This window comes from Cellulomonas sp. P4_A2 (genome assembly GCF_056402515.1).
Map to the genome: position 1 here is coordinate 374,197 of NZ_JBFUHG010000001.1, position 25,008 is coordinate 399,204.

Consider the following 25,008-nt stretch of genomic DNA (forward strand, 5'->3'; position numbering starts at 1 on the left):
AACGTCTACTTCTTGGGCTTGGTGGGCGGCTTGGAGGGCACTGCGTCGGAAGGGCCGGGATCCTCTTCGATCCCGGCCTTCTTCGGGGCGTCGTCGCCAGGCTTGGAAACGGGCTTGGCACGGTCCTTGCGCTTCGGCTGCTGGCGCTGACCGGTGCGCGGCTTCTCCTCGATCTGCGGCGTCGGCGCGTCCTCGATGACACCCTTCGCAGCGGCCTTCTTCGCCTTGCGCTCCTTCATGGCGAGCTCGGCCTGCGACCCGGGCGCCGGCATCCGGCGGATCGTGTAGAACTGCTGGCCCATCGACCAGAGGTTCGTCGTGGTCCAGTAGATGAGGACACCGATCGGGAAGTTGACGCCGGAGAACGCGAAGATCAGCGGGAGGACGTACAGGAGGATCTTCTGCTGCTGGGCCATCGGACCCTGCAGGGCCGCCGGCGGCATGTTCTTCATGGTCAGCTGGCGCTGCGTGAGGAAGGTCGTCGCAGACATGCAGATGATCAGGACGACCGAGACGATCTGGATGTGGATGTTGCCGTCGGCCTTCATGAAGGTGCCGGACAGCGGCGCCCCGAAGATCGTGGCGCTCTCGGCAGACTCGGCCAGCGACTGCGACATCGGCCCGATGGGATCCATCGTTCCGTCGGCCACCTGCGGCAACGAGTTCAGGACGCGGAACAGCGCGAAGAAGATGGGGGACTGGAGCAGGATCGGCAGGCACGACGCGAACGGGTTCGTTCCGTGCTTGCGGTAGAGCTCCATGGTCTCGCGGCTCATCGCCTCGCGGGACGCGGGGTCGGACTTGCCCTTGTACTTCTTCTGGATCGCCTGCATCTCGGGAGCGAGCAGCTGCATGCCGCGCGAGGCCTTGATCTGGCGGAAGAACAGCGGGATCAGCGCGATCCGGATCACGATCACGAGCCCGACGATCGACAGCGTCCAGGCGGCGCCGCCGTCGGGGTCGAGGCCGATGGCCGAGAACAGCGCATGGAACTGCACCATGATGAAGCTGACGACCACCATGATCGGGTGGAGCAGACCGTCGAACCAATCCATGCGGAAGAACTCCTCAGTCGTGAATCAGTGCGCGGACGATGCCGCGTCGAGATGACGGTGTGAATGGTGCGCAGGAGGAACGTCGTCCACCCCGCCCGGGTTCCAGGGGTTGCACCGCAGCACCCGCCAGACCGCGAGGTACGTGCCGCGGATGGCGCCGTGCCGCTGCAGTGCGATGACCGCGTACTGCGAGCACGAGGGATAGAACCGGCAGGTCGGCGGCGTCATCGGTGAGATGAACAGCTGGTACCCACGGACCGCGAGCAGAAGCAGCCTGGCGGGGATCCGAGCGATCGCGTGCACCACAGTCATGGGATGACTACGCACGAGATCGCCGATCCGCACGTCGGACGGCCGTCGCCAGCGCCGCGTCGAGATCCGACCCGAGCTGCGCGTAGGTGCTGGTCGCGGCCGGGGGGAGTGCCCGGACCACGATGCCGGCCTCCGCCGGCAGCACCGACAGACGTGCACGGACGAGCTCCCGCAGGCGCCGCTTGACGAGGTTGCGTGTCACCGCCGTACCGACGGCCTTGGACACGACAAGACCGACCACGGGCCCCGAGGGGGTGTGATCGGTCATGGTCGTCAGATGCACCACGAGGGTGTCCCGTCCGCCGCGCGCGCCTCGGCGCACCGCCTGCTCGAAGTCGGCAGCCCGGCGCATCCGGTGCGCAGCGGGCAGCACCGACGCTGATGTCAGGCCGAGAGCTCCGCGCGGCCCTTGCGGCGACGGCCCGCGAGGATCGCGCGGCCGGCACGGGTGCGCATGCGCAGACGGAAGCCATGGGTCTTGGCGCGACGCCGGTTGTTCGGCTGGAAGGTGCGCTTGGTCACGAGAGTCTCCAACTACATCGGGTGGGCCTCGCATGTACCGCGCGACCAGGTTCGGGCTGCCGAGACCGACTGCTCCACGAACACGCGAGTTCACGCATGCGGCGTCTGGGCGCGCCAGCAGGAGGCCATCGATAAGGCTGCAATACCGTACTTCCCCCCGTCAGCGCGGGTCAAATGCGCGCGAGTCGCAAGAAGAGCGTCCCACGATCGAGGGATCAGGACGAACCGGACGTCACCCGGTCGAGACCTGCCGCGCCCCCGACCCGGCCACTACGCTCGTACCTCGTCGCCAGGGGCAGCGGCCTGTGGACCACGCGCACGATCCGCGGTTGGGGACGGGTGCCAGCAACGACGCGCACGACGTCGGACGATCCCCGTCCTCATCGCCGGAGACGGCGGTCGGAGCCGACGTGATCAGCCGCTCACAGGTGTGGACAACTGTGTGGACAACGCACGGCCGTGCGAGACTCGACCACCCACGCGAACGAACAGCCGAGGTAGCACGTGTCACAGGACGAAGAGCTCGCACGGGTATGGGGCCACGTCGTGTCGACCCTCGAGCAGAGCCCCGACATCACGCCGCGACAGATCGCGTTCGTCCGTCTCGCCCGGCCGCTCGGCCTGCTCGACGGCACGCTCCTGCTCGCCGTCGGCAACGACCTGACCAAGGACTACCTCGAGTCGCGGGTCCGCGGTGAGGTCACCGACGCCCTCAGCACCGCGCTCGACCGGGAGGCCCGGTTCGCCATCACCGTCGATCCCGAGCTGGCCGAGGACGCGCCGCCGGCCCTGCGCGTGGTGAGCAGCGAGCAGCGTTACGACGAGCAGCGCACCGAGCAGCGCAGCGAGTACGAGCCCGACGACCAGCGGCGCGACTCGCGCGCCGACCTGTCGCTGGTGCAGAACGACGCCGACGCGCCGCCTCGGCGTGAGCCCCAGCGCAACGAGCGACAGTTCGACGACCGCCAGCCGAACCGCAAGCAGCCCGCGGAGCCTGCGCGCCTGAACCCGAAGTATCTGTTCGAGACCTTCGTCATCGGCAGCTCCAACCGGTTCGCCCACGCCGCGGCGGTCGCGGTCGCCGAGGCACCGGCCAAGGCCTACAACCCGCTGTTCATCTACGGCGACTCGGGTCTGGGCAAGACGCACCTGCTGCACGCGATCGGCCACTACGCGCAGAACCTCTACCCCAGCGTGCGCGTGCGGTACGTGAACTCCGAGGAGTTCACCAACGACTTCATCAACTCGATCTCCGAGGGCAAGGCCGGCGCGTTCCAGCGCCGCTACCGCGAGGTCGACGTGCTCCTCATCGACGACATCCAGTTCCTGCAGGGCAAGGAACAGACGATGGAGGAGTTCTTCCACACGTTCAACACCCTGCACAACGCGAACAAGCAGGTCGTGATCACGTCCGATCTGCCCCCCAAGCAGCTGAACGGCTTCGAGGACCGCATGCGGTCCCGTTTCGAGTGGGGGCTGATCACCGACGTCCAGCCGCCGGACCTCGAGACCCGCATCGCGATCCTTCGCAAGAAGGCCGGCAGTGAACGACTCCAGGCGCCGCCGGACGTCCTGGAGTACATCGCGTCCAAGATCTCGACCAACATCCGCGAGCTCGAGGGTGCCCTCATCCGCGTCACGGCGTTCGCCAACCTCAACCGGCAGCAGGTCGACCTGTCGCTCGCGGAGATCGTCCTCAAGGACCTGATCACCGACGACCAGACGACGGAGATCACCGCCACCCAGGTGATCGGCCAGACCGCCGCGTACTTCGGCCTGAGCATCGACGACCTGTGCGGTTCGAGCCGCTCCCGCGTGCTGGTGACCGCCCGGCAGATCGCCATGTACCTGTGCCGTGAGCTGACGGACCTGTCCCTGCCGAAGATCGGCCAGGCGTTCGGCGGCCGCGACCACACCACGGTGATGCACGCGAACCGCAAGATCCGCGAGCTCATGGCGGAGCGTCGCTCGATCTACAACCAGGTCACGGAGCTCACCAACCGGATCAAGCAGCAGAGCCGCGGCTGACCGGAAGACGACGGGCCGGACCATGTTCCGTGCCTGTTTTGGCCCAAATGACCGACTCGTTCAACACAGTTATCCACAGGCGTCCACAGGGAGCTGGGGATGCTTGTGACGGGATTCACCTGTTCGGCCCTCCCCAGCGCTTCACGCGGCGAACCAATCGCTGACCTGCGCGAACACCGGAGATCCGGTCAATTCGGGCGCGAAACCACCCCAATACCGGGTGAAGTTCGTGAGGCAGCTCCCACCGACAGAACGATTCGACCCTCGTGCCGCCAACCTTCATCCCGTTCCTGAAAGAACCATGGGACGAATCTCCACACCTGTGTACTTACCTGTGGACAGCGGTGGACGAGGCCTCGAGACGTGTGGACTACAGGACCCTCGGCGGTGGACGTGGAACGGGCCGTCCGCAGCTCCGGACCGTCGTCCACCGGACGTCCGAATCGACGCACAACCGCGGTGCACATGTGATTCCGGCCCTGACCTGGGGCGACGAGCGTCGTCCACACGATGCACAGCCCCGATGACGATGACGACAACTCTCTATGTGATGGATCCACACACCGCCAAGACGTTCCGGGCGACTCACGGACGAGCACCCGCCGTCGAACGAACGACGAGCGCACCACCGACCACCGACGAGCGAACGACATCCGTGTCGTACCCCGTACCGAGCGTCGGACCGAACGCGTAGTGTTCGCCTGATGCCTGAGCCCTGCGCAGGATCACAAGTCTTGTGATCCGGCCGCAGCGCGACCGAGGGCACCGCAGCGCCCCCGCACGACGAGAGGTTGAGGTATGAGGTTCCGGGTCGACCGTGATGTTCTTGCGGACGCCGTCACGTGGACGGCACGCAGCCTGCCCACACGGCCGCCCGTCCCCGTCCTGGCGGGGGTGCGTCTCGAGGCCGACACCACGGGCACCGTGCAGCTCTCGAGCTTCGACTACGAGGTCTCGGCCCGGTCGCAGATCCCGGCGGACGTCAGCGAGCCGGGCTCCGTCCTGGTCAGCGGCCGACTTCTCGCCGAGATCTCCCGTGCGCTGCCGGACAAGCCGGTCGACGTGGTGCTCGAGGGCACCAAGGTGATCGTGACCTGCGGTGCGAGCCGGTTCACGCTCCTGACCATGCCGGTCGAGGACTACCCGAACCTCCCGGTGATGCCGCCCACCACGGGCACGGTCGACGGCGACGAGCTGACGCACGCGGTCGCCCAGGTGTCGGTCGCGGCCAGCCGCGACGACACGCTGCCTCTGCTCACCGGTGTGCGCGTCGAGATCGAGGGCGAGAAGGTCACGCTCCTGGCCACCGACCGGTACCGGCTCGCGCTGCGCGAGCTCACGTGGAAGCCGTCGTCGCCGGACATCTCGACCGTCGCGCTGGTCCGGGCCCGCACGCTGCTCGACGCGGCGAAGTCGCTGGGCAGCGCGGGATCCGTGACCGTGGCGCTGGCCACGGGCACAGGCGTCGACATGATCGGCTTCGAGGCGGCGGGTCGCCAGACCACGAGCCTGCTGGTCGACGGCGACTACCCCGCGGTCCGCCGGCTCTTCCCGGACGAGACCCCGATCCACGCCGTGGTCAGCACGCACGCCCTGGCCGACGCCGCGAAGCGCGTGAGCCTGGTCGCCGAGCGCAACACCCCGATCCGCCTGTCGTTCAGCGAGGGCCAGGTCGTCCTCGACGCCGGCCAGGGTGACGACGCGCAGGCCTCGGAGGCGATCGAGTCGACCCTCGTCGGCGACGACATCTCGGTGGCCTTCAACCCGCAGTTCCTGCTGGACGGTCTCGGCGCGCTGAGCACGCCGTTCGTGCGCCTGTCGTTCACGCACCCGAACAAGCCCGTGGAGTTCACCGGGCAGCAGACCGTCGACGGCGAGGACAACCAGGAGTACCGCTACCTGCTGGTGCCCATCCGCTTCGCCAGCTGACAGAACCGGCGACACCAGGAGCACCGAGCACACGTAGGCAGAACACCAAGCAAGCCCGCCGGGCTCCCCGTCGTCGTTTGCGGCAAGGTGAGGTCTGAAGGCGCGCCCGCAGCAGACGCGCCGCGAACCGAAAGAGGCACGATGCACATCGGTCTGGTGGGTCTGGGCAAGATGGGCGCGAACATGCGGCAGCGCATCCGCGCCGCGGGGATCGACGTCACGGGATTCGACCGCAACCCCGACGTCACGGACGTCCCGTCGTTGGCCGCCCTCGTCGACGCGCTGCCCGCCGGCGAGCGCGTGGTCTGGGTCATGGTGCCGTCCGGCGAGATCACGGACGCGGTCATCACCGAGCTGGCGGGTCTGCTGACCGCCGGCGACATCCTGATCGACGGTGGCAACTCGTACTACCAGGACGACCTGCCGCACGCCGAGCTGCTGGCGACCACCGGGGTCGGCTTCATCGACGCCGGGGTGTCGGGCGGCGTCTGGGGCCTGGCGAACGGCTACGGGCTCATGGTCGGCGGTGACAAGGACGTCGTCGCGAAGGTCATGCCGGTGTTCGACGCGCTGCGTCCGGAGGGTCCGCGCGAGGAGGGCTTCGTGCACGCCGGGACGGTGGGCGCCGGGCACTTCTCGAAGATGGTGCACAACGGCATCGAGTACGGGCTCATGCAGGCGTACGCCGAGGGGTACGAGCTGCTGGCCGCGAAGGACCTGGTCACCGACGTCCACGGCACCATGAAGGCCTGGCAGCGCGGGACGGTCGTGCGCTCCTGGCTGCTCGACCTGCTGGTCCAGGCACTCGAGCAGGACCCGGGCCTGGCCGCGATCGACGACTGGGTCGAGGACTCCGGCGAGGGTCGGTGGACCGTCGACGAGGCGATCGACCTGGCCGTTCCGGCGCCGGTCATCTCGGCGGCGCTCTTCGCGCGCTTCGCCAGCCGCCAGGGCGAGTCGCCGGCGATGAAGGCCGTCGCGGCACTTCGTCAGCAGTTCGGTGGGCATGCCGTGAAGCCCGCGGGCTCCTGACCGGGATCGCATGTACGTCGCGCACCTCTCCCTGACCGACTTCCGCTCGTACGCGCAGGTCGAGCTCCCGCTCGAGCCCGGGATCACCGCGCTCGTCGGACCCAACGGGCAGGGCAAGACCAACCTGGTCGAGGCGCTCGGCTACATCGCGACGCTGGGCAGCCACCGTGTGCCGACCGACGCGGCGCTGGTCCGCTCGGGGGCGACGAGAGCGGTGGTCCGGGCGCGCGTGATCCGCGAGCTGGACGCGGGGAGCCCGCGGCCGACGCTGGTCGAGGTCGAGGTGACGCCGGGCAAGGCCAACCGGGCGCGGGTCAACGGCGGTTCGCCGACGAGGGCGCGCGACATCCTCGGCATCCTGCGCACCGTCCTGTTCGCACCGGAGGACCTGTCGCTGGTCAAGGGCGACCCGGACGGCCGGCGAAGGTTCCTCGACGACCTGCTGGTGCAGCTCACCCCCCGGATCTCGGGCGTCGTGGCGGACTACGACCGGGTCCTGCGGCAGCGTTCCGCGCTGCTGAAGTCGGCCGGGGCCGCGATGCGCGGCAGTCGCACGGGCGCCGACCTGCGGACGCTCGACGTCTGGGACGCCAAGCTCGCGCAGACCGGCGCCCAGATCGTCGTCGCCCGCCGAGCCCTGGTCCGGGCGCTGGCCCCGCACGTCGAGAAGTCGTATGCGCAGGTCAGCAGCGGTCAGGGCGACGCGGTCATCACCTACAAGGCCTCGCTGGATGCGGCACTCGGTGCGGAGGGGGACGACCAGGCCCGCGACGACGGTGCGAGCGTCGACCTCGTCGAGGCGCAGCTGCTCGAGGCCATCGGGCGCCTGCGCACCAAAGAGATTGAGCGCGGCGTGAGCCTGGTCGGCCCGCACCGCGACGACCTGGTCCTGACGCTCGGCGGCCTGCCGGCCAAGGGGTACGCGAGCCACGGCGAGTCCTGGTCGTTCGCGCTCGCGCTGCGGCTGGCGTCCTACGAGCTCCTCACCAACGGGTACGACGACGCGGGCGACTGGGGTCCGGACGGCGAGCCGGTGCTCGTCCTCGACGACGTGTTCGCCGAGCTCGACGCCAAGCGACGCGAGCGGCTGGCCGAGCTGGTCGCGCCGGCGCGGCAGGTGCTGATCACGGCGGCGGTCCCGGGCGACGTCCCCGAGCTCCTCGCGGGTGCGCGGGTCGACGTCATGGGCGGCGAGGTGTCGCGTGTCCTCTGAGGGTCCGTCCGAAAGACCACTGCGGGACCTGGTCAAGCTCACCCCTCCCCGCCAGGTCGCGGCCGGCGCGCTGGCGCGCGCCAAGAAGGCGGCGTCCCAGCGCGGCTACCGGCCCGGCGACCCGGCCCGCCGCCGACCGCTGGTCGACACCACGGGGTCGGCCGGCCCTGGAGCGCGCGACCCGCAGCTCATCGGGTCGACCGTCAGCGGTCTGCTCGACCAGCTGGGCGGGACGTCGGACCAGGTGGCCGGCGTGCTCAAGCACGCGTGGTCGGACCTCGTCGGACCGGAGATCGCGGAGCACTGCGAGTACGTGTCGTTCAGCGGCGGCGCACTCACCGTGCGGGCGAGCTCGACGTCGTGGGCGACGCAGCTGAGGTTCCTGACACCGTCGATGCTCGGCCGCTTCGCCACCGACCTCGGCGACGGCGTCGTCATCGAGATCACCGTGCTCAACCCGGGCGGTCCGCGGTTCAAGACCGGTCCGAAGCGGGTACCCGGCCGGGGCGAGCGCGACACGTTCCGCTGACGGGGGAATCCCGAGCTCCCGGACGGGTGTGTAAAAGAGGGTCCGAGCCCGTCCACCAGGTAGACTGTGAAGGTCATTCCTGGCGCATGTGTGCCCGGAACTCCAGCGTCATGGACTGATCCGCCCCGAAGATCTGCGGCGGGCGCGCTCCGTCGCGTGTGAGAGCTTGAGGAGTACTACCGCCCGTGGCCGATCAGAGCACGCCCCCGTCCGGCACCACGGATGGCATCAAGAGCGGCACCAAGTCAGGCAACGGCGGGTACGACGCCTCCGCGATCACGGTTCTCGAGGGGCTCGAGGCCGTCCGCAAGCGCCCCGGCATGTACATCGGCTCCACCGGCGAGCGCGGTCTGCACCACCTGGTCTACGAGGTCGTCGACAACTCCGTCGACGAGGCCCTCGCGGGGTACTGCGACCACATCGAAGTGACGCTGCTGGCCGACGGCGGTGTACGCGTCGTCGACAACGGCCGTGGCATCCCGGTCGCCATCCACCCGACCGAGGGTCGGCCCACGGTCGAGGTCGTCATGACGATCCTGCACGCGGGCGGCAAGTTCGGCGGCGCGGGCTACGCGGTGTCGGGTGGTCTGCACGGCGTCGGCATCTCGGTGGTCAACGCGCTGTCGACGCGCGTGGAGACCGTGGTCAAGCGCGACGGCTTCACGTGGCAGCAGGACTTCTCCGACGGCGGCAAGCCGCTCGGTGAGCTGCAGAAGGGCGAGCCGACCGACGAGAACGGGACGTCGCAGACGTTCTGGGCGGACGGGTCGATCTTCGAGACGACCGACTACGACTTCGAGACGCTGCGCTCGCGCCTGCAGCAGTACGCGTTCCTGAACAAGGGGCTGCAGATCTCGCTGACCGACGAGCGCCCCGCGCACCTCGGCACGGCCGACGAGGTCGCGGGCTCCGCCGACGAGCTCGCCGAGGGCGAGGCGGCTCCGTTCCGCAGCGTCGTCTACAAGTACGACGAAGGGCTCGCGGACTACGTCCGGCACCTGAACGGCGCCAAGAAGGTCGAGGTCGTGCACCCCGACATCATCGACTTCGAGTCCGAGGACACCGAGCGCCGGCTCTCCCTCGAGATCGCGATGCAGTGGACCAACGCCTACTCGGAGTCGGTCCACACGTACGCGAACACGATCTCGACCACCGAGGGCGGCACGCACGAGGAGGGTTTCCGTGCGGCGATGACCTCGCTGATCAACCGCTACGCGCGCGACAAGGGGATCCTCAAGGAGAAGGACGAGAACCTCACGGGCGACGACATCCGCGAGGGCCTCACGGCCGTCATCTCCATCAAGCTCGGCGAGCCACAGTTCGAGGGTCAGACCAAGACGAAGCTCGGCAACACCGAGGCCAAGACGTTCGTGCAGAAGGTCGTCAACGACCAGCTCGGCGACTGGCTCGACTCGCACCCCACGGAGGCGCGCGACGTCATCCGCAAGTCGATCCAGGCCTCCGCGGCCCGGATGGCCGCGCGCAAGGCTCGCGAGGCCACCCGCCGCAAGGGTCTGCTCGAGTCGGGTGGCATGCCGGGCAAGCTGCGCGACTGCCAGTCGAACCACCCCGACGAGTGCGAGGTCTTCATCGTCGAGGGCGACTCCGCCGGCGGCTCGGCGGTCCGCGGTCGCAACCCGCGCACCCAGGCGATCCTGCCGATCCGCGGAAAGATCCTCAACGTCGAGCGCGCGCGGCTCGACCGGGCGCTGGGCAACCAGGAGGTCCAGGCGCTGATCACGGCGTTCGGTACCGGCATCGGCGAGGACTTCGACATCTCCAAGCTGAGGTACCACAAGATCATCCTGATGGCCGACGCCGACGTCGACGGCCAGCACATCCGGACCCTCCTGCTCACCCTCCTGTTCCGCTACATGCCGGAGCTCATCACGCACGGGCACGTCTACATGGCGCAGCCTCCGCTCTACCGGGTCAAGTGGACCAACGCGGACCACGACTACGTGTACTCGGACCGCGAGCGCGACGCCGTCGTCAGGGACGGTCTGGCCGGGACCAAGCGGCTGCCCAAGGAGAACGCGATCCAGCGCTACAAGGGTCTCGGCGAGATGGACTACCAGGAGCTGTGGGAGACCACGATGTCTCCCGAGCACCGCACGCTGCTCCAGGTCACGCTCGACGAGGCCGCCGCCGCGGACGAGATCTTCTCGATCCTCATGGGCGAGGACGTCGAGTCCCGCCGCTCGTTCATCCAGCGCAACGCGAAGGACGTCCGGTTCCTCGACATCTAGACGTCGAGACAGCACTCGTCCCCGCCCGCACCGAACGTAAGGAACACCGTTGAGCGAGACCACCGGCAGAGAGATCGAGCACGGCCGCATCGAGCAGGTCGACCTGCAGCTCGAGATGCAGCGCTCGTACCTCGACTACGCCATGGCCGTCATCGTCGGGCGCGCGCTGCCTGACGTCCGTGACGGACTGAAGCCGGTGCACCGCCGCGTGCTGTACGCGATGTACGACGGCGGCTACCGGCCGGACCGCCAGTTCTCCAAGTGCAGCCGCGTCGTCGGTGACGTCATGGGCAAGTTCCACCCGCACGGTGACTCACCCATCTACGACGCCCTGGTCCGCCTGGTCCAGGACTGGTCGATGCGCTACCCGCTCATCTCCGGGCAGGGCAACTTCGGCTCCCCGGGCGACGACCCGGCGGCCGCCCCTCGCTACACCGAGTGCAAGATGGCGCCGCTGTCCATGGAGATGGTCCGGGACATCGACAAGGACACCGTCGACTTCCAGGACAACTACGACGGCCGCACCCAGGAGCCCACGGTCCTGCCGTCGCGGTTCCCGAACCTGCTGGTCAACGGCTCGGCCGGCATCGCCGTCGGCATGGCCACCAACATCCCGCCGCACAACCTGCGCGAGGTTGCCGACGGTGTCCAGTGGTACCTCAGCCACCCCGAGGCGTCGACCGAGGAGCTGCTCGACGCGCTCCTCGCGCGGATCAAGGGCCCCGACTTCCCTACCGGCGCGACGATCCTGGGCCACCGCGGCATCGAGGACGCGTACCGCACGGGTCGCGGCTCGATCACCATGCGCGCGATCGTGCAGGTCGAGGAGATCCAGAACCGGATCTGCCTCGTCGTCACCGAGCTGCCGTACCAGGTGAACCCCGACACGCTGGCCAAGAAGATCGCCGACCTCGTCCGCGAGAACAAGGTCACCGGGATCGCGGACATCCGCGACGAGACCAGCGGTCGCGCCGGCCAGCGCCTCGTGATCGTGCTCAAGCGGGACGCCGTCGCGAAGGTCGTGCTGAACAACCTCTACAAGCACACCCAGCTGCAGGACACGTTCGGCGCCAACATGCTCGCGCTCGTCGACGACGTCCCGCGCACGCTGAGCATCGACGCGTTCGTCCGGCACTGGGTCGCGCACCAGCTCGACGTCGTGGTCCGTCGCACCAAGTTCAAGCTGCGCGAGGCCGAGGCGGAGATCCACATCTACCGCGGCTACCTCAAGGCGCTCGACGCGCTCGACGAGGTCATCGCCCTCATCCGTCGCTCGCCCGACGCGGACGAGGCTCGCGTCGGCCTGATGGAGATGCTCGAGATCGACGAGCTCCAGGCGAACGCGATCCTCAACATGCAGCTGCGCCGGCTGGCCGCGCTGCAGCGCCAGCAGATCCTCGACAACTACGCCAAGCTCGAGGCCGAGATCCTCGAGTACCAGGCGATCCTCGACAGCGAGCAGCGCCAGCGCGACATCGTCTCCGAGGAGCTCGCGGAGATCGTCGCCAAGTTCGGTGACGAGCGTCGCACGACGATCATGCCGTTCGACGGCGAGGTCAGCATCGAGGACCTGATCGCCGAGGAGGAGATGGTCGTCACGATCACCCGCGGTGGCTACGCCAAGCGGACGCGGTCGGACAACTACCGGGCGCAGCGCCGCGGTGGCAAGGGTGTCCGCGGCGCGCAGCTGCGTGAGGACGACCTCGTCGACCACTTCTTCGTCACGACGACGCACCACTGGCTGCTGTTCTTCACCAACCTCGGTCGCGTCTACCGGGCCAAGGCGTACGAGCTGCCCGAGGGCGGGCGCGACGCGAAGGGCCAGCACGTGGCCAACCTGCTCGCGTTCCAGCCGGGCGAGAAGATCGCGCAGGTGCTCGACATCCGTGACTACACGACGGTCGAGTACCTGGTCCTGGCCACGCAGCGCGGCCTGGTGAAGAAGACGCGGCTGACCGAGTACGACTCCAACCGCTCGGGCGGCGTCATCGCGATCAACCTGCGCGAGGACGAGGAGGGTCGGCCCGACGAGCTCGTCTCCGCGCGCCTCGTCGACTCCGACCAGGACCTGATCCTGGTGAGCCGCAAGGGCCAGTCGGTCCGCTTCACGGCGTCCGACGAGTCTCTGCGTCCCATGGGCCGCGCCACCTCGGGCGTCACGGGCATGAAGTTCCGCGACGACGACGAGCTGCTCGCGATGGACGTCGTGCGCGAGGACGCGTTCCTCTTCACGGTCACCGAGGGCGGCATCGCCAAGCGCACCGCCCTCACGGTGGAGAACTACCGGCAGCAGGGTCGCGGCGGCCTGGGCATCAAGGTGGCCAACCTCCCCGAGGCCAACGGCGACCTCGTCGGGGCACTCGTGGCGGACGCCGAGGACGAGGTCCTGGTCATCATGGAGCGCGGAAAGATCGTGAGATCCGCCACATCCGAGGTGAACGCGACAGGGCGCACCACGCAGGGAGTGATCTTCGCGAAGCCGGACAACGGCGACAGAATCATCGCCGTCGCGAGGAACACTGAGCGACACCTGGCCGACGATGCAGGTACCGTGGGCGGCGAGAATGCCCAGGTTTCGGACGAACCCGGCGATGTCGAGCCCTCGACAGAGCCCGACGAGACCGCGACCGATCCGTCACCGGAGGACGCATGACCGATTCCACGCCGCCCTCGATCCCGCCGCGCACCCGACCGACCTCCCCGGCCTCCACAGGCCGGCAGACCACGTCGTCACCCGTGCGGACAGGGACGAACGCTGCGTGGAACGGGTCCGACGACGCGTCGGTCCAGGTGCCCACCATGAGCACGTCGAACGGCTCCAACGGTTCGTCCGCCGCCGTGCTGCCCCCGACCGTCGCGCCGCCGCCGCCGCGCACGTCGACGTCGGCCGGCCGCAGCTCCGGCAGCTCGGCAGGCGGCACGGGCCGGACCGCCACCTCGACGGGCACCACCAAGACGTCGATCCGGCTCGGCGACGGGGTCACCGTCCCGCCGGAGAAGGAACCCGTTCAGGCGACATCACCCGCTGAAGAGTCCGAGGAGGACGTTCCGTCCCCGATGATGGTGGCAGTGGACGCCACCACGGCGTGGTTCAAGAAGGCCGGGGTGGCAACCACCGCGGCGTTCGCGTCCCTGACCCGCCCCCGTTCCGAGGATCCGACGATGACTGCGACTCCCGCCACCGCCCCCGCGGCGAAGCCCGCTGCCCCGCGGCCGACCGCCCCGAGCGAGAACCCGCGCCCGTCGAGCGGGCGGATCCCGACGGTCTCCGCCCACGGCGGTCCTCGCCGCGTGCGCCTGGCGATCTCCCGCATCGACCCGTGGTCGGTGATGAAGCTGTCGCTGCTCCTCTCGGTCGCCATCGGCATCATGCTCGTCGTCGCGGTCGTCGTCGTCTGGCTGACGCTCGACAAGATGCACGTCTTCGCGGAGATCGACGACCTGGTCACCCAGATCACCGGTCAGGAGAGCACGATCGACGTGAAGCAGTACGTCGAGTTCCGTCGCGTCGTCTCGGGCTCCATGCTCATCGCCGTCGTCGACGTGTTCCTGCTCACGGCTCTCGCTACGATCGGCGCGTTCCTGTACAACATCGTCGCCGCGCTGGTCGGCGGCGTGCACGTGACCATGACCGACGACTGAGCGTCGTTACCCCTGCTCGATCGCCGGTTTGGGACTGACCCCAGCCCTGGGGTAGTCTCATCCGGCATTGCACGGGCCTATAGCTCAGACGGTTAGAGCGCTTCCCTGATAAGGAAGAGGTCACAGGTTCAAGTCCTGTTAGGCCCACTCCCGACCCGTGGGGGAACCCGATGAAGAAGCTCCTGCTCCTCGTGGCGGTTGCCGCCGCAGCGTTCGTCGTCTGGCAGAAGTACACCCAGGATCGCGACGAGCGCGACCTGTGGGCCGAGGTCACCGACACCTTCGAGTGACGGGATCGGCTCGTCCCACGGTTGGTCGGGGAACGGGGCCATGGCGCAATTGGTAGCGCACCTGCTTTGCAAGCAGGGGGTTAGGGGTTCGAGTCCCCTTGGCTCCACCACTCCTTTCACGGCGTCGTCGTGAGGCCGCTCGCTGATCGGGCGCTCACGTACGACGCCGTCGGCGCGACACGGCCGGGCCAGTGGATCTGGGCGGACCAGCCCGCGGGATTTCGCGCGTACCAGCGGACGGTGCAGGTCGGGCTCGGTGACGCCGACTGGGCCGACCGGTCGGCCGCCGTGCTCGAGTGGGCCGTCAAGACCCGCAGCGGCTTCACCGTCGAACCCGCGGGCCGGGTGACCGGCGCGGACCGGTGCTGGCTGACGGCGCACCTCGGACCCGTGACGGTCCGCGAGCCGGTCAAGGTCATCGCTGTCGTCGATCGACCGGACCGGTGCGGCTTCGCCTACGGCACGCTCGACGGGCACCCGGTCTCGGGCGAGGAGGCCTTCATCGTGCACCGGGACGCCGACGGTGCCGTCTGGCTCATCTTTCGGTCCCTGACCCGGCCGGGGCCTGGCCGGTGGCGGGCCGCCTACCCGGCGGTGCTGCTCGCGCAGAGGCTCTTCCGGCGTCGCTACGGCCGCGCACTGCGCTGACCTGCGGCGTTGCTCGTCGACGCGTACCAGGCGGCGATCTCGGCGCGACGGGCGGCGCCGAGCTTCGTGAGGATGTGCTCGACGTGGGCGCCGACCGTCTTCGGCGAGATGGTGAGGGTCGCCGCGATCTGCACGTTCGTCGCTCCGGCCGCGACGAGCGCCGCGATCTCCGTCTCCCGGGCCGTGAGCGGGCCCGCAGAACCGTCGGGCACGGCGCGGGCGAGGATGTCGTCGGCAAGCGTGACCAGCGCGGTCGCCCCGGGGGGCGCTGCCGCGTCGTGGGCCCGCCCGGCCAGCCCGGCGGCCTCAGCCGACCGCCGAGCGCGCAACGCGCACTGCGCCCGGTCGAGCAGCGCGTACGTGCCCTCCCAGAACCGCCCGCGCTCGTGCCAGGCGAGCGACGCTGTCTCGAGCGCCTCCCGTGCCGCGCCCGTTCGTCCGTCGGCGAGCTCCACCAGACCGCGCGCATGGTCGAGCGCGGGCAGGGTGCCGGGGACCGCGCGCCGGCGCAGCAGCGCGGACGTCGCCTCCACCCAGGCGCGTGCACCGGGACGATCGCCCGCGAGCAGGTGCGCCCGCGTCCCCGTGACCACGAACGGGAACAGGTAGGCGGCGTCGTCGACCTCGCGGGACGCGGCGTACCCGCGTCGGCACCAGTCGAGGGCCGCCGTCGTGTCGCCGGCGAGCAGGGCGGTCTCGGCCAGACCCCAGAGGGCGGGCGAGATTCGTTGCAGCTCGCGCATCTGCTCGCCCAGTGCACGCGCCTCGTCGAGCCGGTCCCGCGCCGCCGGCAGGTCGGCCCGCCCCATCGCCAGGTAGCCGAGCACGTGCAACGTCGTGATCCGCGTGGTCAGGCCGTGGTCCCCGTCCCGCAGGGCCGACCGGACGAGTGCGTCCGCACCGGTCCAGTCGCCGGTGGCCCAGTGCACGTGGCCCAGGTGCGCGGTCATGTAGTGGCGGTCGTTCCACCGCTCGACGCGCTCGGAGTAGGCGATGCCCTCGGTCAGCCACTGCCGCGCGCGGTCGTACTCGACGAGCACCGAGGCGCTCGAGCCGATCATCCGATACCCCCGGGCGGCGGCCGCCTCCGCCCCCTGCGCCTCCGCGGCCCGGACCGCCTGCTCGAGCAGCGGCCACCCCTCGTCGCCCCGGCCGGCGAACACGAGCACTGACCCGAGGGTCGCGTCGATGTCGAGCGTCGTGGCGGTCTGCTGGAGGCCGGCGGCGAGCGCGCGCGCCCTGGTCGAGTGCTCGATGGACTCGTCGAGACGTCGGTCCAGCATGTACGCGGCCGCGAGCGCTGACTCGAGGTGTGCGAGGACGGCCGGATTTCGGACGCCGACGACCGCGTCGTCGAGCAGCCGGGTCCGCTCGTCGAGGTCGGCCCCGAGCAGGTGCCGGCCGGCGGCGACGGCGGGTGCCACGGCCGCCGCGGCGGTCACGTCACCGAGCGAGACCCACAGCGCCTGCGCCTGCTCGTAGTGCTCGACCGCGCGACCGTTCTCGTCGATCGCGACGAGCTCGCCGGCGAGCTCGGCAAGCAGGGCGGCGCGGTCACGCGGCGGGAGGTCGGACGGGGCCGTGCGCAAGGCGCGCTCGTACAGACCCTCGGCCTCCCGGTGGGCCGAGACGGCGGCAGCCTGCCGGGCCGCGGCGAGGGCGTGCGGGTGCGCGAGGTCGCCGAGCCGCGCACGTTCGTACTGGTCGCTGAGGAAGGCGTCCCCCAGACCCGCCGCCCCCGCGGCGACGGCCGCGTGCAGCTCTCGACGGCGCAGCGGCGGGATGCTCTCCACCAAGGCGTCGCGGATGAGCGCGTGCCGGAAGATGAACGTGCCGGCGTCGTCGCGCGGCAGGACCAGGAACTGGTCGACGAGCTCGGTCAGCTCGCGGTCGACGTCGGTGGGGGGTTCCCCGGTGATCGCGACGAGGAGGTCGACGTCGAACGAGCGCCCGATCACCGCCGCGGTGCAGGCGAGCGACCAGGCGTCCGGCGTCAGGCTCGCCGCCCGACCGAGGACGGCGTCGGCCAGGGTGTCCGGAACCAGCGCTCCGGCGCCGATGAGCTCCTCGACGTGCAACGGGATCCCGTCGCTGCGCTCGTAGAGAGCGTCGAGCACGGTGACGTCCCAGGTCGCGCCGGTGATGGCGGCCACCATCGCGCCGGTGTCCTCGCGGTCGAGCCGGCGCAGGCGCAGCTCCTCGGCGAGGCGTTGGGTGAGCATCCGGGACCGCCACCGCCGGGTCGGCACGCTCGGGTAGAGCTCGTCGGTCCGGAACGTGCAGACGACGAACATGGGCCGGCCCGCGAGCCGGCGGGCGAGACGTTCGAGCGCGTCGAGCGTGATCTCGTCGGCCCAGTGCAGGTCCTCCAGGGCGAGCAGCACCGGACGCGGCCCGTCCCCCAGGGCGGCCAGAGCGAGCGACAGGTCGCCGACGAGGGTGCGTCGTCGGGCGTCGGCGACTCCGGGCGACGCCCCGTCCGCGACGGCCCGCGCGAAGCGGTCGCCCCGCGACGGATCGGTGCGCGCGACCTCGTCGCCGAGGTCGAGGAGCAGGCCGGCCACCACCTCGACGTCGCGCGGGAAGGCCGCCGCACGGACCACGTCCCAGCCGTCGTCCCTGGCGGTCGAGCAGAGGTGGTCGAGGAGCCGGGTCTTGCCGACGCCCGCCTCCCCGGCGAGCAGGAGCAGCTGTCCCTCGCCGTCCGCGGCCGCGGACCGCCTGCGCGCAGCGACGGCGACGAGGTCGTCGCGCCCGAGCATGACGGGCGAGACGCGCACGCCGCCCGGACCGGAGGCCATGGCAACGAATCTATGCGGAGGCTCGGGACCGCGATAGGGCGTTCGACCGATGCGGTGGAGGTGTCGTCGTCGGGACCCTGGACGCGTCAGGACAACCGGACAGGAGAGGGACGATGGCGACGTTCATGGATGTGCACGAGGGATTCTTCGGCGTGACGCCCGAGCAGCTGGCCGCTGCGCACCAGGCGGACCTGGACGTCCAGGCCGACGAGGGGATGTCGTTCGAGCGGGCGTGGCTGGACCCGGAGTCGGGCAAGGTGTTCTGCCTGTCCAACGGCCCGAGCAAGGAGGCCCTCATGCGGGTGCACGACCGCGCCGGCCACCCGTGCGACGCCGTGTACGAGGTGTCGGTCGAGGTCTAGAGGCCGAGGAGCTCCCGGACCGGGGCGACGCCGTCCAGGGTGACGTCCGGGCGCTCCTGCCTCGCCCAGTCGGCGCGGGTGAGCAGGAAGTTCCGGCTCTCGACGAGGGCGCCCTCCCGGGAGGCGCGCTCGACACCGTTGGGCGTGTAGCCGAGCCGCCGGGTGACGGCCTGGGACGCGGGGTTGTCCGCGTACGCGGCGGTGGTGGCGACCTCCGCGCCGAAGCCCTCGAACAGCAGGTGCAGCATCATCAGCCGCATGGTGGTGCCGATGCCCCGACCCTGGTGCCGACGGCCGAGCCACGAGCCGGTCTCGGCGGAGCGGGCGACGGGGAACGCCTTGGCGAAGGCGCTCTGGACGCCGAGGACCTCACCGTCGCGGACGAGCGCCAGCTCGAGCTGCCAGTTCTCCGGGTCGACCTTGGCGCGCGCCGACCACTGGTAGGTCAGGATGCTGCGCGCGACCTCGATCGGCGTGCCCTTGGACCACGGGTTGTTGAACGGCAGGGTGGCCGGGTCGTGGATGCCCTCGCCGCCGAGCGCGGCGAGCGCCACGACCCGGTCGTCGTCGAGGAACTGCAGCGACAGCTCGCCGCACGTGACGCGCAGGCCGGCGACGGGCCAGAGGTCCACCAGGGAGGTCATCGCAGAAGGCTGTCGGGCTCGCGCTCGAGCACGCAAGGGGAATCGGACCGGATATCCGCTCTGCGGCTGTCGGCGGTCACGTCTACGTTGGTGGGCTGTGAGCGCTCCCGTCATCTCCGCGACCGGCCTGACCAAGCGGTTCGGGGACTTCACGGCGGTCGACGGGATCGACTTCGAGGTGCCCGCGGGCGAGTCGTTCGGGCTGCTCGGTCCCAACGGCGCGGGCAAGTCGACCACGATGCGGATGATCGGCGCGGTCTCGGCGCGGACCGCGGGCGACCTGAGGGTGCTGGGCCGGGACCCGGACACGCACGGGCCCGAGATCCGGTCGCTGCTGGGCGTGGTGCCACAGGAGGACAACCTCGACACCGAGCTGCGGGTGCGCGACAACCTCATCGTCTACGGGCGCTACTTCGGCATCCCACGGGCGGTGGTCCGCAAGCGCGCCGACGAGCTGCTGGCGTTCGCGCAGCTGGAGGACAAGCGCACGGCCAAGGTCGACGACCTGTCCGGCGGCATGAAGCGACGGCTGACGATCGCGCGGGCGCTGATCAACGAGCCACGCATCCTCATGCTCGACGAGCCGACGACCGGCCTCGACCCGCAGGCGCGGCACGTGCTGTGGGACCGGCTGTTCCGGCTGAAGGAGCGCGGCACGACGCTCGTGCTCACCACGCACTACATGGACGAGGCGGAGCAGCTCTGCGACCGCCTGGTCGTCGTCGACAAGGGCCGGATCATGGCCGAGGGCAGCCCTGCCAACCTCATCCGCGAGTACTCGACGCGCGAGGTGGTCGAGCTGCGGTTCGGGTCCGACCACAACGCGGCCGCAGCGGAGCGGATGGCCGGGCTGACGCAGCGGCTGGAGCTGCTCCCCGACCGGGTGCTGCTGTACGCCGATGACGGCGAGGCGGTGCTCGAGCGCGTGACGCACCTCGGGCTGCGCCCGACCACCAGCCTGGTGCGCCGGTCCAGCCTCGAGGACGTGTTCCTGCGGCTGACGGGGCGGAGCCTGATCGAATGACCCTCGACCAGGACCAGGAGCAAGAGCTGACGACCAGGACCCGCCGCTTCGGCACCTGGTACGTGGCCGAGCACCAGCTGCGCGGCATGCGCGCCTACGGCTGGACGATCGTGATGACGGGCATCGGGAGCCCAGCGGTGTACCTGCTGGGCATCGGGCTCGGCCTGGCGACGTTCCTCGACCAGCCGATAGCCGACGGTGCGAACGGGCCCGTCAGCTACCTGCTCTTCGTCGCGCCGGCGCTGCTGGCCACGTCCGGGGTCACGGTTGCCACGGACGAGTTCACGTTCGTCGTGATGGCGGGGTTCAAGTGGCGCCGGATCTTCTGGGGCATGAACGCCTCGCCGATCGAGCCCGGGCAGATCGCGAACGGGCTGATCCTGTCCGTGTTCTTCCGGATGCTCTTCACGACGACCGCCTACTACCTGCTCATGGTCGCCTTCGGCGCTGTCGGGGATCCGTGGGGTGCCGCGTGGATGCCGCTGGTGGGCGTGCTCGGCGGCATGGCGTTCGGCCTCCCGCTCATGGCCTACTCGGCGTCGATCACGGAGGACAAGGGCCAGTTCGCGCTCGTCAACCGCTTCATCTTCACGCCCCTGTTCCTGTTCTCGGGCACGTTCTTCCCGCTGACGGTCCTGCCGCTGTGGCTGCAGTCCATCGGCTGGATCTCGCCGCTGTGGCACGCCAGCGAGATCGGGCGCTCGATGTCGTACGGCCTGCCGCCGGGGAGCTGGCCGGTCGCATGGCACTACGCGGTGCTCGTCGCGTACGCGGCGGTCGGCTGGGTGCTGGCCCACCGCGTGTTCCGACGGAGGCTGCGCTGATGGCCGTCGAGACCGAGGTCACGCGTCGCGCGGGCAGCGTCGGTGCGCTCTACGCGCGCAACGCCCGGTCGGTCGTGGCGCGCGGGCTGCAGGCGACGCGCAGCACCAACTGGCCGATCATGCTCTCGGGGTTCTTCGAGCCGGTGTTCTACCTCTTCGCCATGGGCGTCGGCCTCGGCACCTATATCGGGGACGTCGAGCTGCCCTCGGGCGGGTCGGTCTCGTACGCCGCGTACATCGCCCCGGCGCTCCTCGCGGTCAGCGCGATGAACGGCGCGGTCTACGACTCGACGTGGAACGTCTTCTTCAAGATGCACTTCGGCAAGCTCTACGACGCGATGCTCACCACGTCGCTCGGGCCGCTGGACGTCGCGCTCGGCGAGATCCTCACGGCCCTGCTGCGCGGCGGCGCCTACGCGGTCGGGTTCCTGACGGTCATGCAGGTCATGGGCCTGAACCTCGCCTGGTCGGCGGTGCTCGCCCTGCCCGCGGTGCTGCTCGTGGCGTTCGGGTTCGCGAGCCTCGGGATGGCGGTGACCAGCTACCTGAAGACCTTCCAGCAGATGGACTGGATCAACTTCGTCATGCTCCCGATGTTCCTGTTCTCCGCCACGTTCTACCCCGTGACCGTCTACCCGGGCTGGCTGCAGGGCATCGTCAAGGCGCTCCCGCTCTACCAGGCCGTCGAGCTCGTGCGCGGCCTGACCCTCGGGGTGCTGGACCCCGACATGCTCCAGCACGTCGCGTACTTCGTCGTGATGATCGCGCTCGGGCTGACCTTCACGACGAGACGGCTGCGCACCATGTTCCTCGGCTGATGGACGCCGCTCCTGGGCGAATCGCTCACGACGTTAGGATCGAGCAGTGATCGGGATCATCGACTACCGCACCGGGAACTCCCAGAGCGTGGCCTACGCGCTCGGCCACCTCGGTGTCCCGCACAAGCTCGTCGCCAAGCCGTCCGAGTGCGACGACGTCGACAAGTACGTCCTTCCGGGGGTCGGATCCGCGGGCGTGACCATGGAGTCGCTGGCCGACGAGGGCTGGGTCGGGCACCTGACCGAGAAGGTCCTGGGTGAGAAGCAGGGCTTCCTCGGCGTGTGCGTCGGCCTGCAGGTTCTGTTCGAGCACAGCGCCGAGGACGACCAGGAGTGCCTGGGCTGGATCAAGGGCACGGTGCGCGAGTTCGACAACACCGAGGTCCGGGTCCCGCACATGGGCTGGAACACGGTCGAGGTCCGCGGCGAGCACCCGTTCGCCCGGTCGTTCACGCCCGGCGGCTACTACTACTTCGTCAACTCGTTCTACGCGGTCCCGAGCGACCCGGATGCGCTCGTCGGCGTGACCACCTACGGGCAGCCGTTCGCGGCCGCTGTCGCGCAGGACAACATCATGGCGACGCAGTTCCACACCGAGAAGAGCGCGCGGGCCGGCCTCCAGGTGCTCAAGGCCTTCTGCGACCTGGAGGTGTCCGTTGCTCGCTAACCGGCTGATCGCCTGCTTCGACGTGAAGGACGGGCGGGTCACCAAGGCGCAGCAGTTCCAGGACAACATCGACGTCGGTGACCCGGCCGAGCTGGCCGACCGCCTCTACCGGGACGACGTCGACGAGATCGTCACCTACGACATCATGGCCAGCGCGCAGAAGCGTCAGATCGACCTGGACATGGTCCGCCGGATCGCGCACCGCACGTTCGTTCCGCTGACCGTGGGCGGCGGGATCCGTTCGCTCGAGGACATGCACCTGGTGCTGCGGGCCGGCGCCGAGAAGATCAGCATCGACTCGATGGCGGTGCGCAAGCCCGAGATCATCACGCAGGGCTCCAAGGAGTTCGGCCGCCAGTGCATCGTGCTGAGCATGCAGGTCAAGCGCGTGGAGAAGACGGCGAGCATCCCCAGCGGGTACGAGATCGCGATCGACGGCGCCCGGACGTTCACGGGCATGGACGCGGTCGAGTGGGCCCGCCGGGGTCAGGACCTCGGTGCCGGTGAGATCGTCGTGAACAGCATCGACCGGGACGGCACCGGCGAGGGCTACGACCTGGAGATCACCGGCCTGATCACCGAGGCGGTCTCGCTGCCCGTCATCGCCTCGGGCGGCGCCGGGCTGGTCAGCCACGTGAGCGACGCGTTCGCGATCGGTGCCACCGGCGCCATCGTGAGCTCGATGCTCTACTCGCCGCGGGTCGAGCACAACCTGACGGTCGAGGAGATGAAGGAGCAGCTGGGCGAGCTGGGCGAGCGCGTCCGGCCCGTGCACAGCGCCTGAGCCCAGACGGCCAGAAGACAGAGAACGACCCCCGGTCCGACGGATCCCGGGGGTCGTTCTGCGTTCCTGCGCGATCAGGCGCCGGGGGTGGTCTCCTCGGGAGCCTCGTCCGTGGCGGCGGGCTTGGTCGTGCGACGCGTGACCTTCTTGGTCGCGTCGGCAACCTTCTCCGTCAGGTCCTCGGTGGCGTCCGAGGCCTTCTCGGCGAGCGACCCGGCGGCCTCGCTGACCTTGCTGGCTGCCTTGCGGGCTCCCGCGACGGCACTGCCCGCGGCCTCCCCGACCGCGTCCGCGGCGTCGGCCACGCGGCCGTGCACGTCCCCGCTCTCGACGGGCTCCCACGGCTCGGCCCACGGGTCGACGGTCGAGCGTGACCGGCTCCAGGCGACGACGCCAGCGCCGACGGCGAGCAGGGCCGCCACCAGCCAGAACACCTTGGCGCCCGTGTGCTTCTTCTTCGTCTTTTCCGCGGCCGCGGCGGCGACGGCCGCGCTCGCTACGGCGGCCTTGTCCGCAGCCATGTCGGCCGCCTTCTCGGCGAGCTCCCCGGCCTTGAACGCCGCCTGGTGCAGCGCCTCGACCACCTTGGGCAGCACCTCCTCGACGAGCTTGTCGTGCGCGGTGTCGATGGCGGGACCCGCCGCGTCGGCAGCGGCCTCGACCTTGGGCGCGGCGGCCTTCACGGACTCCTTGTACAGGTGCTCGACGCGGGGCAGGAGCCAGTCGACGAACGCCTCCACGCGGGGCGCCGTCCAGTCCTTGGCCTGCACGGCCGCCTCGCCCGCCTTGCCGGCGGCGACACCCGCGGTGTCCTTGGCACTCTTCGCCGCGTCGGCGATCGCGGCACCCAGGTCGGCTGCCTGGTCCTTGATCTTCTCCGTATCGACGTCGATGTTCGGGCGGCTCTTGGTGAACGGCATGTCGGGCTCCCGGCTCGTCGGCTGCACTGACCTCCCACTCTGCCACCGTGCGGGCCGCTGCGCAGGAGCGCTGGCCTGCACATTTGCGGTTCACAGGCGATCGGGTGGGTGCCGCGTGCCAGACTGGGCGCATGTTTGCGACCCTGCACACGACCGCCGGCGACATCCGGATCGAGCTCTACCCGAACCACGCACCGAAGACGGTGGCGAACTTCGTGGGACTGTCCACGGGGAGCCAGGCGTGGACGGACCCGACCACCGGTGCGCAGCGCACCGACCCGCTGTACGCGGGCGTCGTGTTCCACCGCGTGATCGACGGATTCATGATCCAGGGCGGTGACCCTCTGGGCACCGGCCGTGGTGGCCCGGGCTACAACTTCGACGACGAGATCCACCCCGAGCTCACCTTCAGCGAGCCCTACCTGCTCGCCATGGCCAACGCCGGGAAGCGGCTGGACCCGGTCACCGGCAAGGTCGGCGGCACCAACGGTTCGCAGTTCTTCATCTCGGTCGGCGCCACGGAGTGGCTCAACGGCAAGCACACGATCTTCGGCAAGGTGGCCGACGACGCCAGCCGCGCAGTCGTCGACAAGATCGCGACCGCCCGCGTGCGTCCCGGCGATCGTCCGGTCGAGGACATCGTCATCGAGTCCGTCGACATCGAGGACTGAGAACACCATCAGCGAGTCCGACCCCTACGGCGCGCAGGCCGCGC

24 protein-coding genes and 2 tRNA genes are annotated in these 25,008 nt (G+C 69.9%); 19 read left to right on the plus strand and 7 right to left on the minus strand.

Features of this window, described 5'->3' with window-relative positions; translation table 11 throughout:
- Positions 1–5 precede the first annotated feature (5 nt).
- The 4 genes from yidC to rpmH are packed head-to-tail and all read right to left on the minus strand — an operon-like array spanning position 6 to position 1,889.
- Complete coding sequence (yidC, locus tag AC1DUE_RS01930) at positions 6–1,055, minus strand: membrane protein insertase YidC (protein ID WP_477037689.1); 1,050 nt, start codon at positions 1,053–1,055, stop codon at positions 6–8.
- Between the two features lie 24 nt (positions 1,056–1,079).
- Complete coding sequence (yidD, locus tag AC1DUE_RS01935; protein WP_477037690.1) at positions 1,080–1,367, minus strand: membrane protein insertion efficiency factor YidD; 288 nt, start codon at positions 1,365–1,367, stop codon at positions 1,080–1,082.
- Positions 1,368–1,374: 7 nt separating this feature from the next.
- Entirely contained in the window at positions 1,375–1,740 is a 366-nt protein-coding gene (gene rnpA, locus AC1DUE_RS01940) for a ribonuclease P protein component (protein ID WP_477037691.1), read from the minus strand.
- An 11-nt stretch (positions 1,741–1,751) separates the two neighbouring features.
- Positions 1,752–1,889 (minus strand): 50S ribosomal protein L34, encoded by a 138-nt coding sequence (gene rpmH / locus AC1DUE_RS01945; protein WP_034620737.1) that lies wholly within the window; start codon positions 1,887–1,889, stop codon positions 1,752–1,754.
- Positions 1,890–2,393: 504 nt separating this feature from the next.
- Between rpmH and dnaA the strand changes: the two genes are divergently transcribed.
- The 12 genes from dnaA (at position 2,394) to AC1DUE_RS02005 (ending at position 15,449) form a co-directional block, all read left to right on the plus strand.
- Complete coding sequence (dnaA, locus tag AC1DUE_RS01950; protein ID WP_477037692.1) at positions 2,394–3,917, plus strand: chromosomal replication initiator protein DnaA; 1,524 nt, start codon at positions 2,394–2,396, stop codon at positions 3,915–3,917.
- A 798-nt stretch (positions 3,918–4,715) separates the two neighbouring features.
- A complete protein-coding gene (gene dnaN, locus AC1DUE_RS01955; RefSeq protein ID WP_477037693.1) occupies positions 4,716–5,846 on the plus strand; it encodes a DNA polymerase III subunit beta in 1,131 nt (376 codons plus the stop codon).
- Positions 5,847–5,987: 141 nt separating this feature from the next.
- Positions 5,988–6,878: a phosphogluconate dehydrogenase (NAD(+)-dependent, decarboxylating) gene (gene gnd, locus AC1DUE_RS01960; protein WP_477037694.1), complete on the plus strand. Its 891-nt coding sequence runs from the start codon at positions 5,988–5,990 to the stop codon at positions 6,876–6,878.
- Positions 6,879–6,888: 10 nt separating this feature from the next.
- Positions 6,889–8,091 carry a DNA replication/repair protein RecF gene (gene recF / locus AC1DUE_RS01965; protein WP_477037695.1) on the plus strand — a complete coding sequence of 401 codons (1,203 nt, stop codon included), beginning with the start codon at positions 6,889–6,891 and terminating at the stop codon, positions 8,089–8,091.
- On the plus strand, positions 8,081–8,620 hold the full coding sequence (locus AC1DUE_RS01970) for a DciA family protein (protein WP_477037696.1): 540 nt from the start codon (positions 8,081–8,083) through the stop codon (positions 8,618–8,620). The genes recF and AC1DUE_RS01970 overlap by 11 nt, the downstream gene beginning before the upstream one ends.
- A gap of 227 nt (positions 8,621–8,847) precedes the next feature.
- A complete protein-coding gene (gyrB, locus tag AC1DUE_RS01975) occupies positions 8,848–10,869 on the plus strand; it encodes a DNA topoisomerase (ATP-hydrolyzing) subunit B (protein WP_477037868.1) in 2,022 nt (673 codons plus the stop codon).
- 49 nt (positions 10,870–10,918) lie between these two features.
- Positions 10,919–13,522, plus strand: a complete 2,604-nt coding sequence (gene gyrA / locus AC1DUE_RS01980) for a DNA gyrase subunit A (protein WP_477037697.1) — start codon at positions 10,919–10,921, stop codon at positions 13,520–13,522.
- Positions 13,523–13,668: 146 nt separating this feature from the next.
- Positions 13,669–14,511: a DUF3566 domain-containing protein gene (locus AC1DUE_RS01985; RefSeq protein WP_477037698.1), complete on the plus strand. Its 843-nt coding sequence runs from the start codon at positions 13,669–13,671 to the stop codon at positions 14,509–14,511.
- Between the two features lie 73 nt (positions 14,512–14,584).
- Positions 14,585–14,658: transfer RNA gene (locus AC1DUE_RS01990), tRNA-Ile, on the plus strand.
- Between the two features lie 23 nt (positions 14,659–14,681).
- Positions 14,682–14,801, plus strand: a complete 120-nt coding sequence (locus AC1DUE_RS01995) for a DLW-39 family protein (protein WP_231505181.1) — start codon at positions 14,682–14,684, stop codon at positions 14,799–14,801.
- 34 nt (positions 14,802–14,835) lie between these two features.
- Positions 14,836–14,911, plus strand: a tRNA-Ala gene (locus AC1DUE_RS02000).
- A gap of 19 nt (positions 14,912–14,930) precedes the next feature.
- Positions 14,931–15,449 carry a DUF1990 family protein gene (locus AC1DUE_RS02005; protein ID WP_477037699.1) on the plus strand — a complete coding sequence of 173 codons (519 nt, stop codon included), beginning with the start codon at positions 14,931–14,933 and terminating at the stop codon, positions 15,447–15,449.
- On the opposite strand, the gene AC1DUE_RS02010 is transcribed toward AC1DUE_RS02005, so the two are convergent.
- Positions 15,428–18,250: a helix-turn-helix transcriptional regulator gene (locus AC1DUE_RS02010; protein WP_477037700.1), complete on the minus strand. Its 2,823-nt coding sequence runs from the start codon at positions 18,248–18,250 to the stop codon at positions 15,428–15,430. The genes AC1DUE_RS02005 and AC1DUE_RS02010 overlap by 22 nt on opposite strands.
- 113 nt (positions 18,251–18,363) lie before the next feature.
- Between AC1DUE_RS02010 and AC1DUE_RS02015 the strand changes: the two genes are divergently transcribed.
- Positions 18,364–18,612, plus strand: coding sequence for an SCO4226 family nickel-binding protein (locus AC1DUE_RS02015; RefSeq protein WP_477037701.1), 249 nt, complete (start codon positions 18,364–18,366; stop codon positions 18,610–18,612).
- Here the strand turns inward: AC1DUE_RS02015 and AC1DUE_RS02020 are convergent.
- Positions 18,609–19,256, minus strand: coding sequence for a GNAT family N-acetyltransferase (locus tag AC1DUE_RS02020; RefSeq protein WP_477037702.1), 648 nt, complete (start codon positions 19,254–19,256; stop codon positions 18,609–18,611). The genes AC1DUE_RS02015 and AC1DUE_RS02020 overlap by 4 nt on opposite strands.
- A gap of 97 nt (positions 19,257–19,353) precedes the next feature.
- On the opposite strand from AC1DUE_RS02020, the gene AC1DUE_RS02025 reads away from it, so the two are divergent.
- The 5 genes from AC1DUE_RS02025 to hisF are packed head-to-tail and all read left to right on the plus strand — an operon-like array spanning position 19,354 to position 23,373.
- Positions 19,354–20,280, plus strand: coding sequence for an ABC transporter ATP-binding protein (locus AC1DUE_RS02025; protein WP_477037703.1), 927 nt, complete (start codon positions 19,354–19,356; stop codon positions 20,278–20,280).
- On the plus strand, positions 20,277–21,104 hold the full coding sequence (locus AC1DUE_RS02030; protein ID WP_477037704.1) for an ABC transporter permease: 828 nt from the start codon (positions 20,277–20,279) through the stop codon (positions 21,102–21,104). Before AC1DUE_RS02025 ends, AC1DUE_RS02030 begins: the two co-directional genes overlap by 4 nt.
- Positions 21,104–21,922, plus strand: a complete 819-nt coding sequence (locus AC1DUE_RS02035; RefSeq protein WP_477037705.1) for an ABC transporter permease — start codon at positions 21,104–21,106, stop codon at positions 21,920–21,922. Before AC1DUE_RS02030 ends, AC1DUE_RS02035 begins: the two co-directional genes overlap by 1 nt.
- A 46-nt stretch (positions 21,923–21,968) precedes the next feature.
- Positions 21,969–22,589: an imidazole glycerol phosphate synthase subunit HisH gene (gene hisH, locus AC1DUE_RS02040; RefSeq protein WP_477037706.1), complete on the plus strand. Its 621-nt coding sequence runs from the start codon at positions 21,969–21,971 to the stop codon at positions 22,587–22,589.
- A complete protein-coding gene (gene hisF / locus AC1DUE_RS02045) occupies positions 22,579–23,373 on the plus strand; it encodes an imidazole glycerol phosphate synthase subunit HisF (protein ID WP_477037707.1) in 795 nt (264 codons plus the stop codon). The genes hisH and hisF overlap by 11 nt, the downstream gene beginning before the upstream one ends.
- 74 nt (positions 23,374–23,447) lie before the next feature.
- Here hisF and AC1DUE_RS02050 read toward each other — a convergent pair whose 3' ends face one another.
- Positions 23,448–24,293 (minus strand): hypothetical protein, encoded by an 846-nt coding sequence (locus tag AC1DUE_RS02050; protein ID WP_477037708.1) that lies wholly within the window; start codon positions 24,291–24,293, stop codon positions 23,448–23,450.
- A gap of 131 nt (positions 24,294–24,424) precedes the next feature.
- Between AC1DUE_RS02050 and AC1DUE_RS02055 the strand changes: the two genes are divergently transcribed.
- Positions 24,425–24,964 carry a peptidylprolyl isomerase gene (locus AC1DUE_RS02055; RefSeq protein WP_477037709.1) on the plus strand — a complete coding sequence of 180 codons (540 nt, stop codon included), beginning with the start codon at positions 24,425–24,427 and terminating at the stop codon, positions 24,962–24,964.
- The last annotated feature ends 44 nt before the right edge of the window (positions 24,965–25,008 follow it).

Excerpts from the sequence above, each read along its gene's own strand:
- yidC (WP_477037689.1), bottom strand. The coding sequence starts at position 1,055 with ATGGATTGGTTCGACGGTCTGCTCCACCCGATCATGGTGGTCGTCAGC.
- yidD (WP_477037690.1), bottom strand. The coding sequence starts at position 1,367 with ATGACTGTGGTGCACGCGATCGCTCGGATCCCCGCCAGGCTGCTTCTG.
- dnaN (WP_477037693.1), top strand. The coding sequence starts at position 4,716 with ATGAGGTTCCGGGTCGACCGTGATGTTCTTGCGGACGCCGTCACGTGG.
- gnd (WP_477037694.1), top strand. The coding sequence starts at position 5,988 with ATGCACATCGGTCTGGTGGGTCTGGGCAAGATGGGCGCGAACATGCGG.
- recF (WP_477037695.1), top strand. The coding sequence starts at position 6,889 with ATGTACGTCGCGCACCTCTCCCTGACCGACTTCCGCTCGTACGCGCAG.
- AC1DUE_RS01985 (WP_477037698.1), top strand. The coding sequence starts at position 13,669 with ATGAGCACGTCGAACGGCTCCAACGGTTCGTCCGCCGCCGTGCTGCCC.
- AC1DUE_RS01995 (WP_231505181.1), top strand. The coding sequence starts at position 14,682 with ATGAAGAAGCTCCTGCTCCTCGTGGCGGTTGCCGCCGCAGCGTTCGTC.
- AC1DUE_RS02010 (WP_477037700.1), bottom strand. The coding sequence starts at position 18,250 with ATGGCCTCCGGTCCGGGCGGCGTGCGCGTCTCGCCCGTCATGCTCGGG.
- AC1DUE_RS02015 (WP_477037701.1), top strand. The coding sequence starts at position 18,364 with ATGGCGACGTTCATGGATGTGCACGAGGGATTCTTCGGCGTGACGCCC.
- AC1DUE_RS02020 (WP_477037702.1), bottom strand. The coding sequence starts at position 19,256 with ATGACCTCCCTGGTGGACCTCTGGCCCGTCGCCGGCCTGCGCGTCACG.
- AC1DUE_RS02030 (WP_477037704.1), top strand. The coding sequence starts at position 20,277 with ATGACCCTCGACCAGGACCAGGAGCAAGAGCTGACGACCAGGACCCGC.
- AC1DUE_RS02035 (WP_477037705.1), top strand. The coding sequence starts at position 21,104 with ATGGCCGTCGAGACCGAGGTCACGCGTCGCGCGGGCAGCGTCGGTGCG.
- AC1DUE_RS02050 (WP_477037708.1), bottom strand. The coding sequence starts at position 24,293 with ATGCCGTTCACCAAGAGCCGCCCGAACATCGACGTCGATACGGAGAAG.
- AC1DUE_RS02055 (WP_477037709.1), top strand. The coding sequence starts at position 24,425 with ATGTTTGCGACCCTGCACACGACCGCCGGCGACATCCGGATCGAGCTC.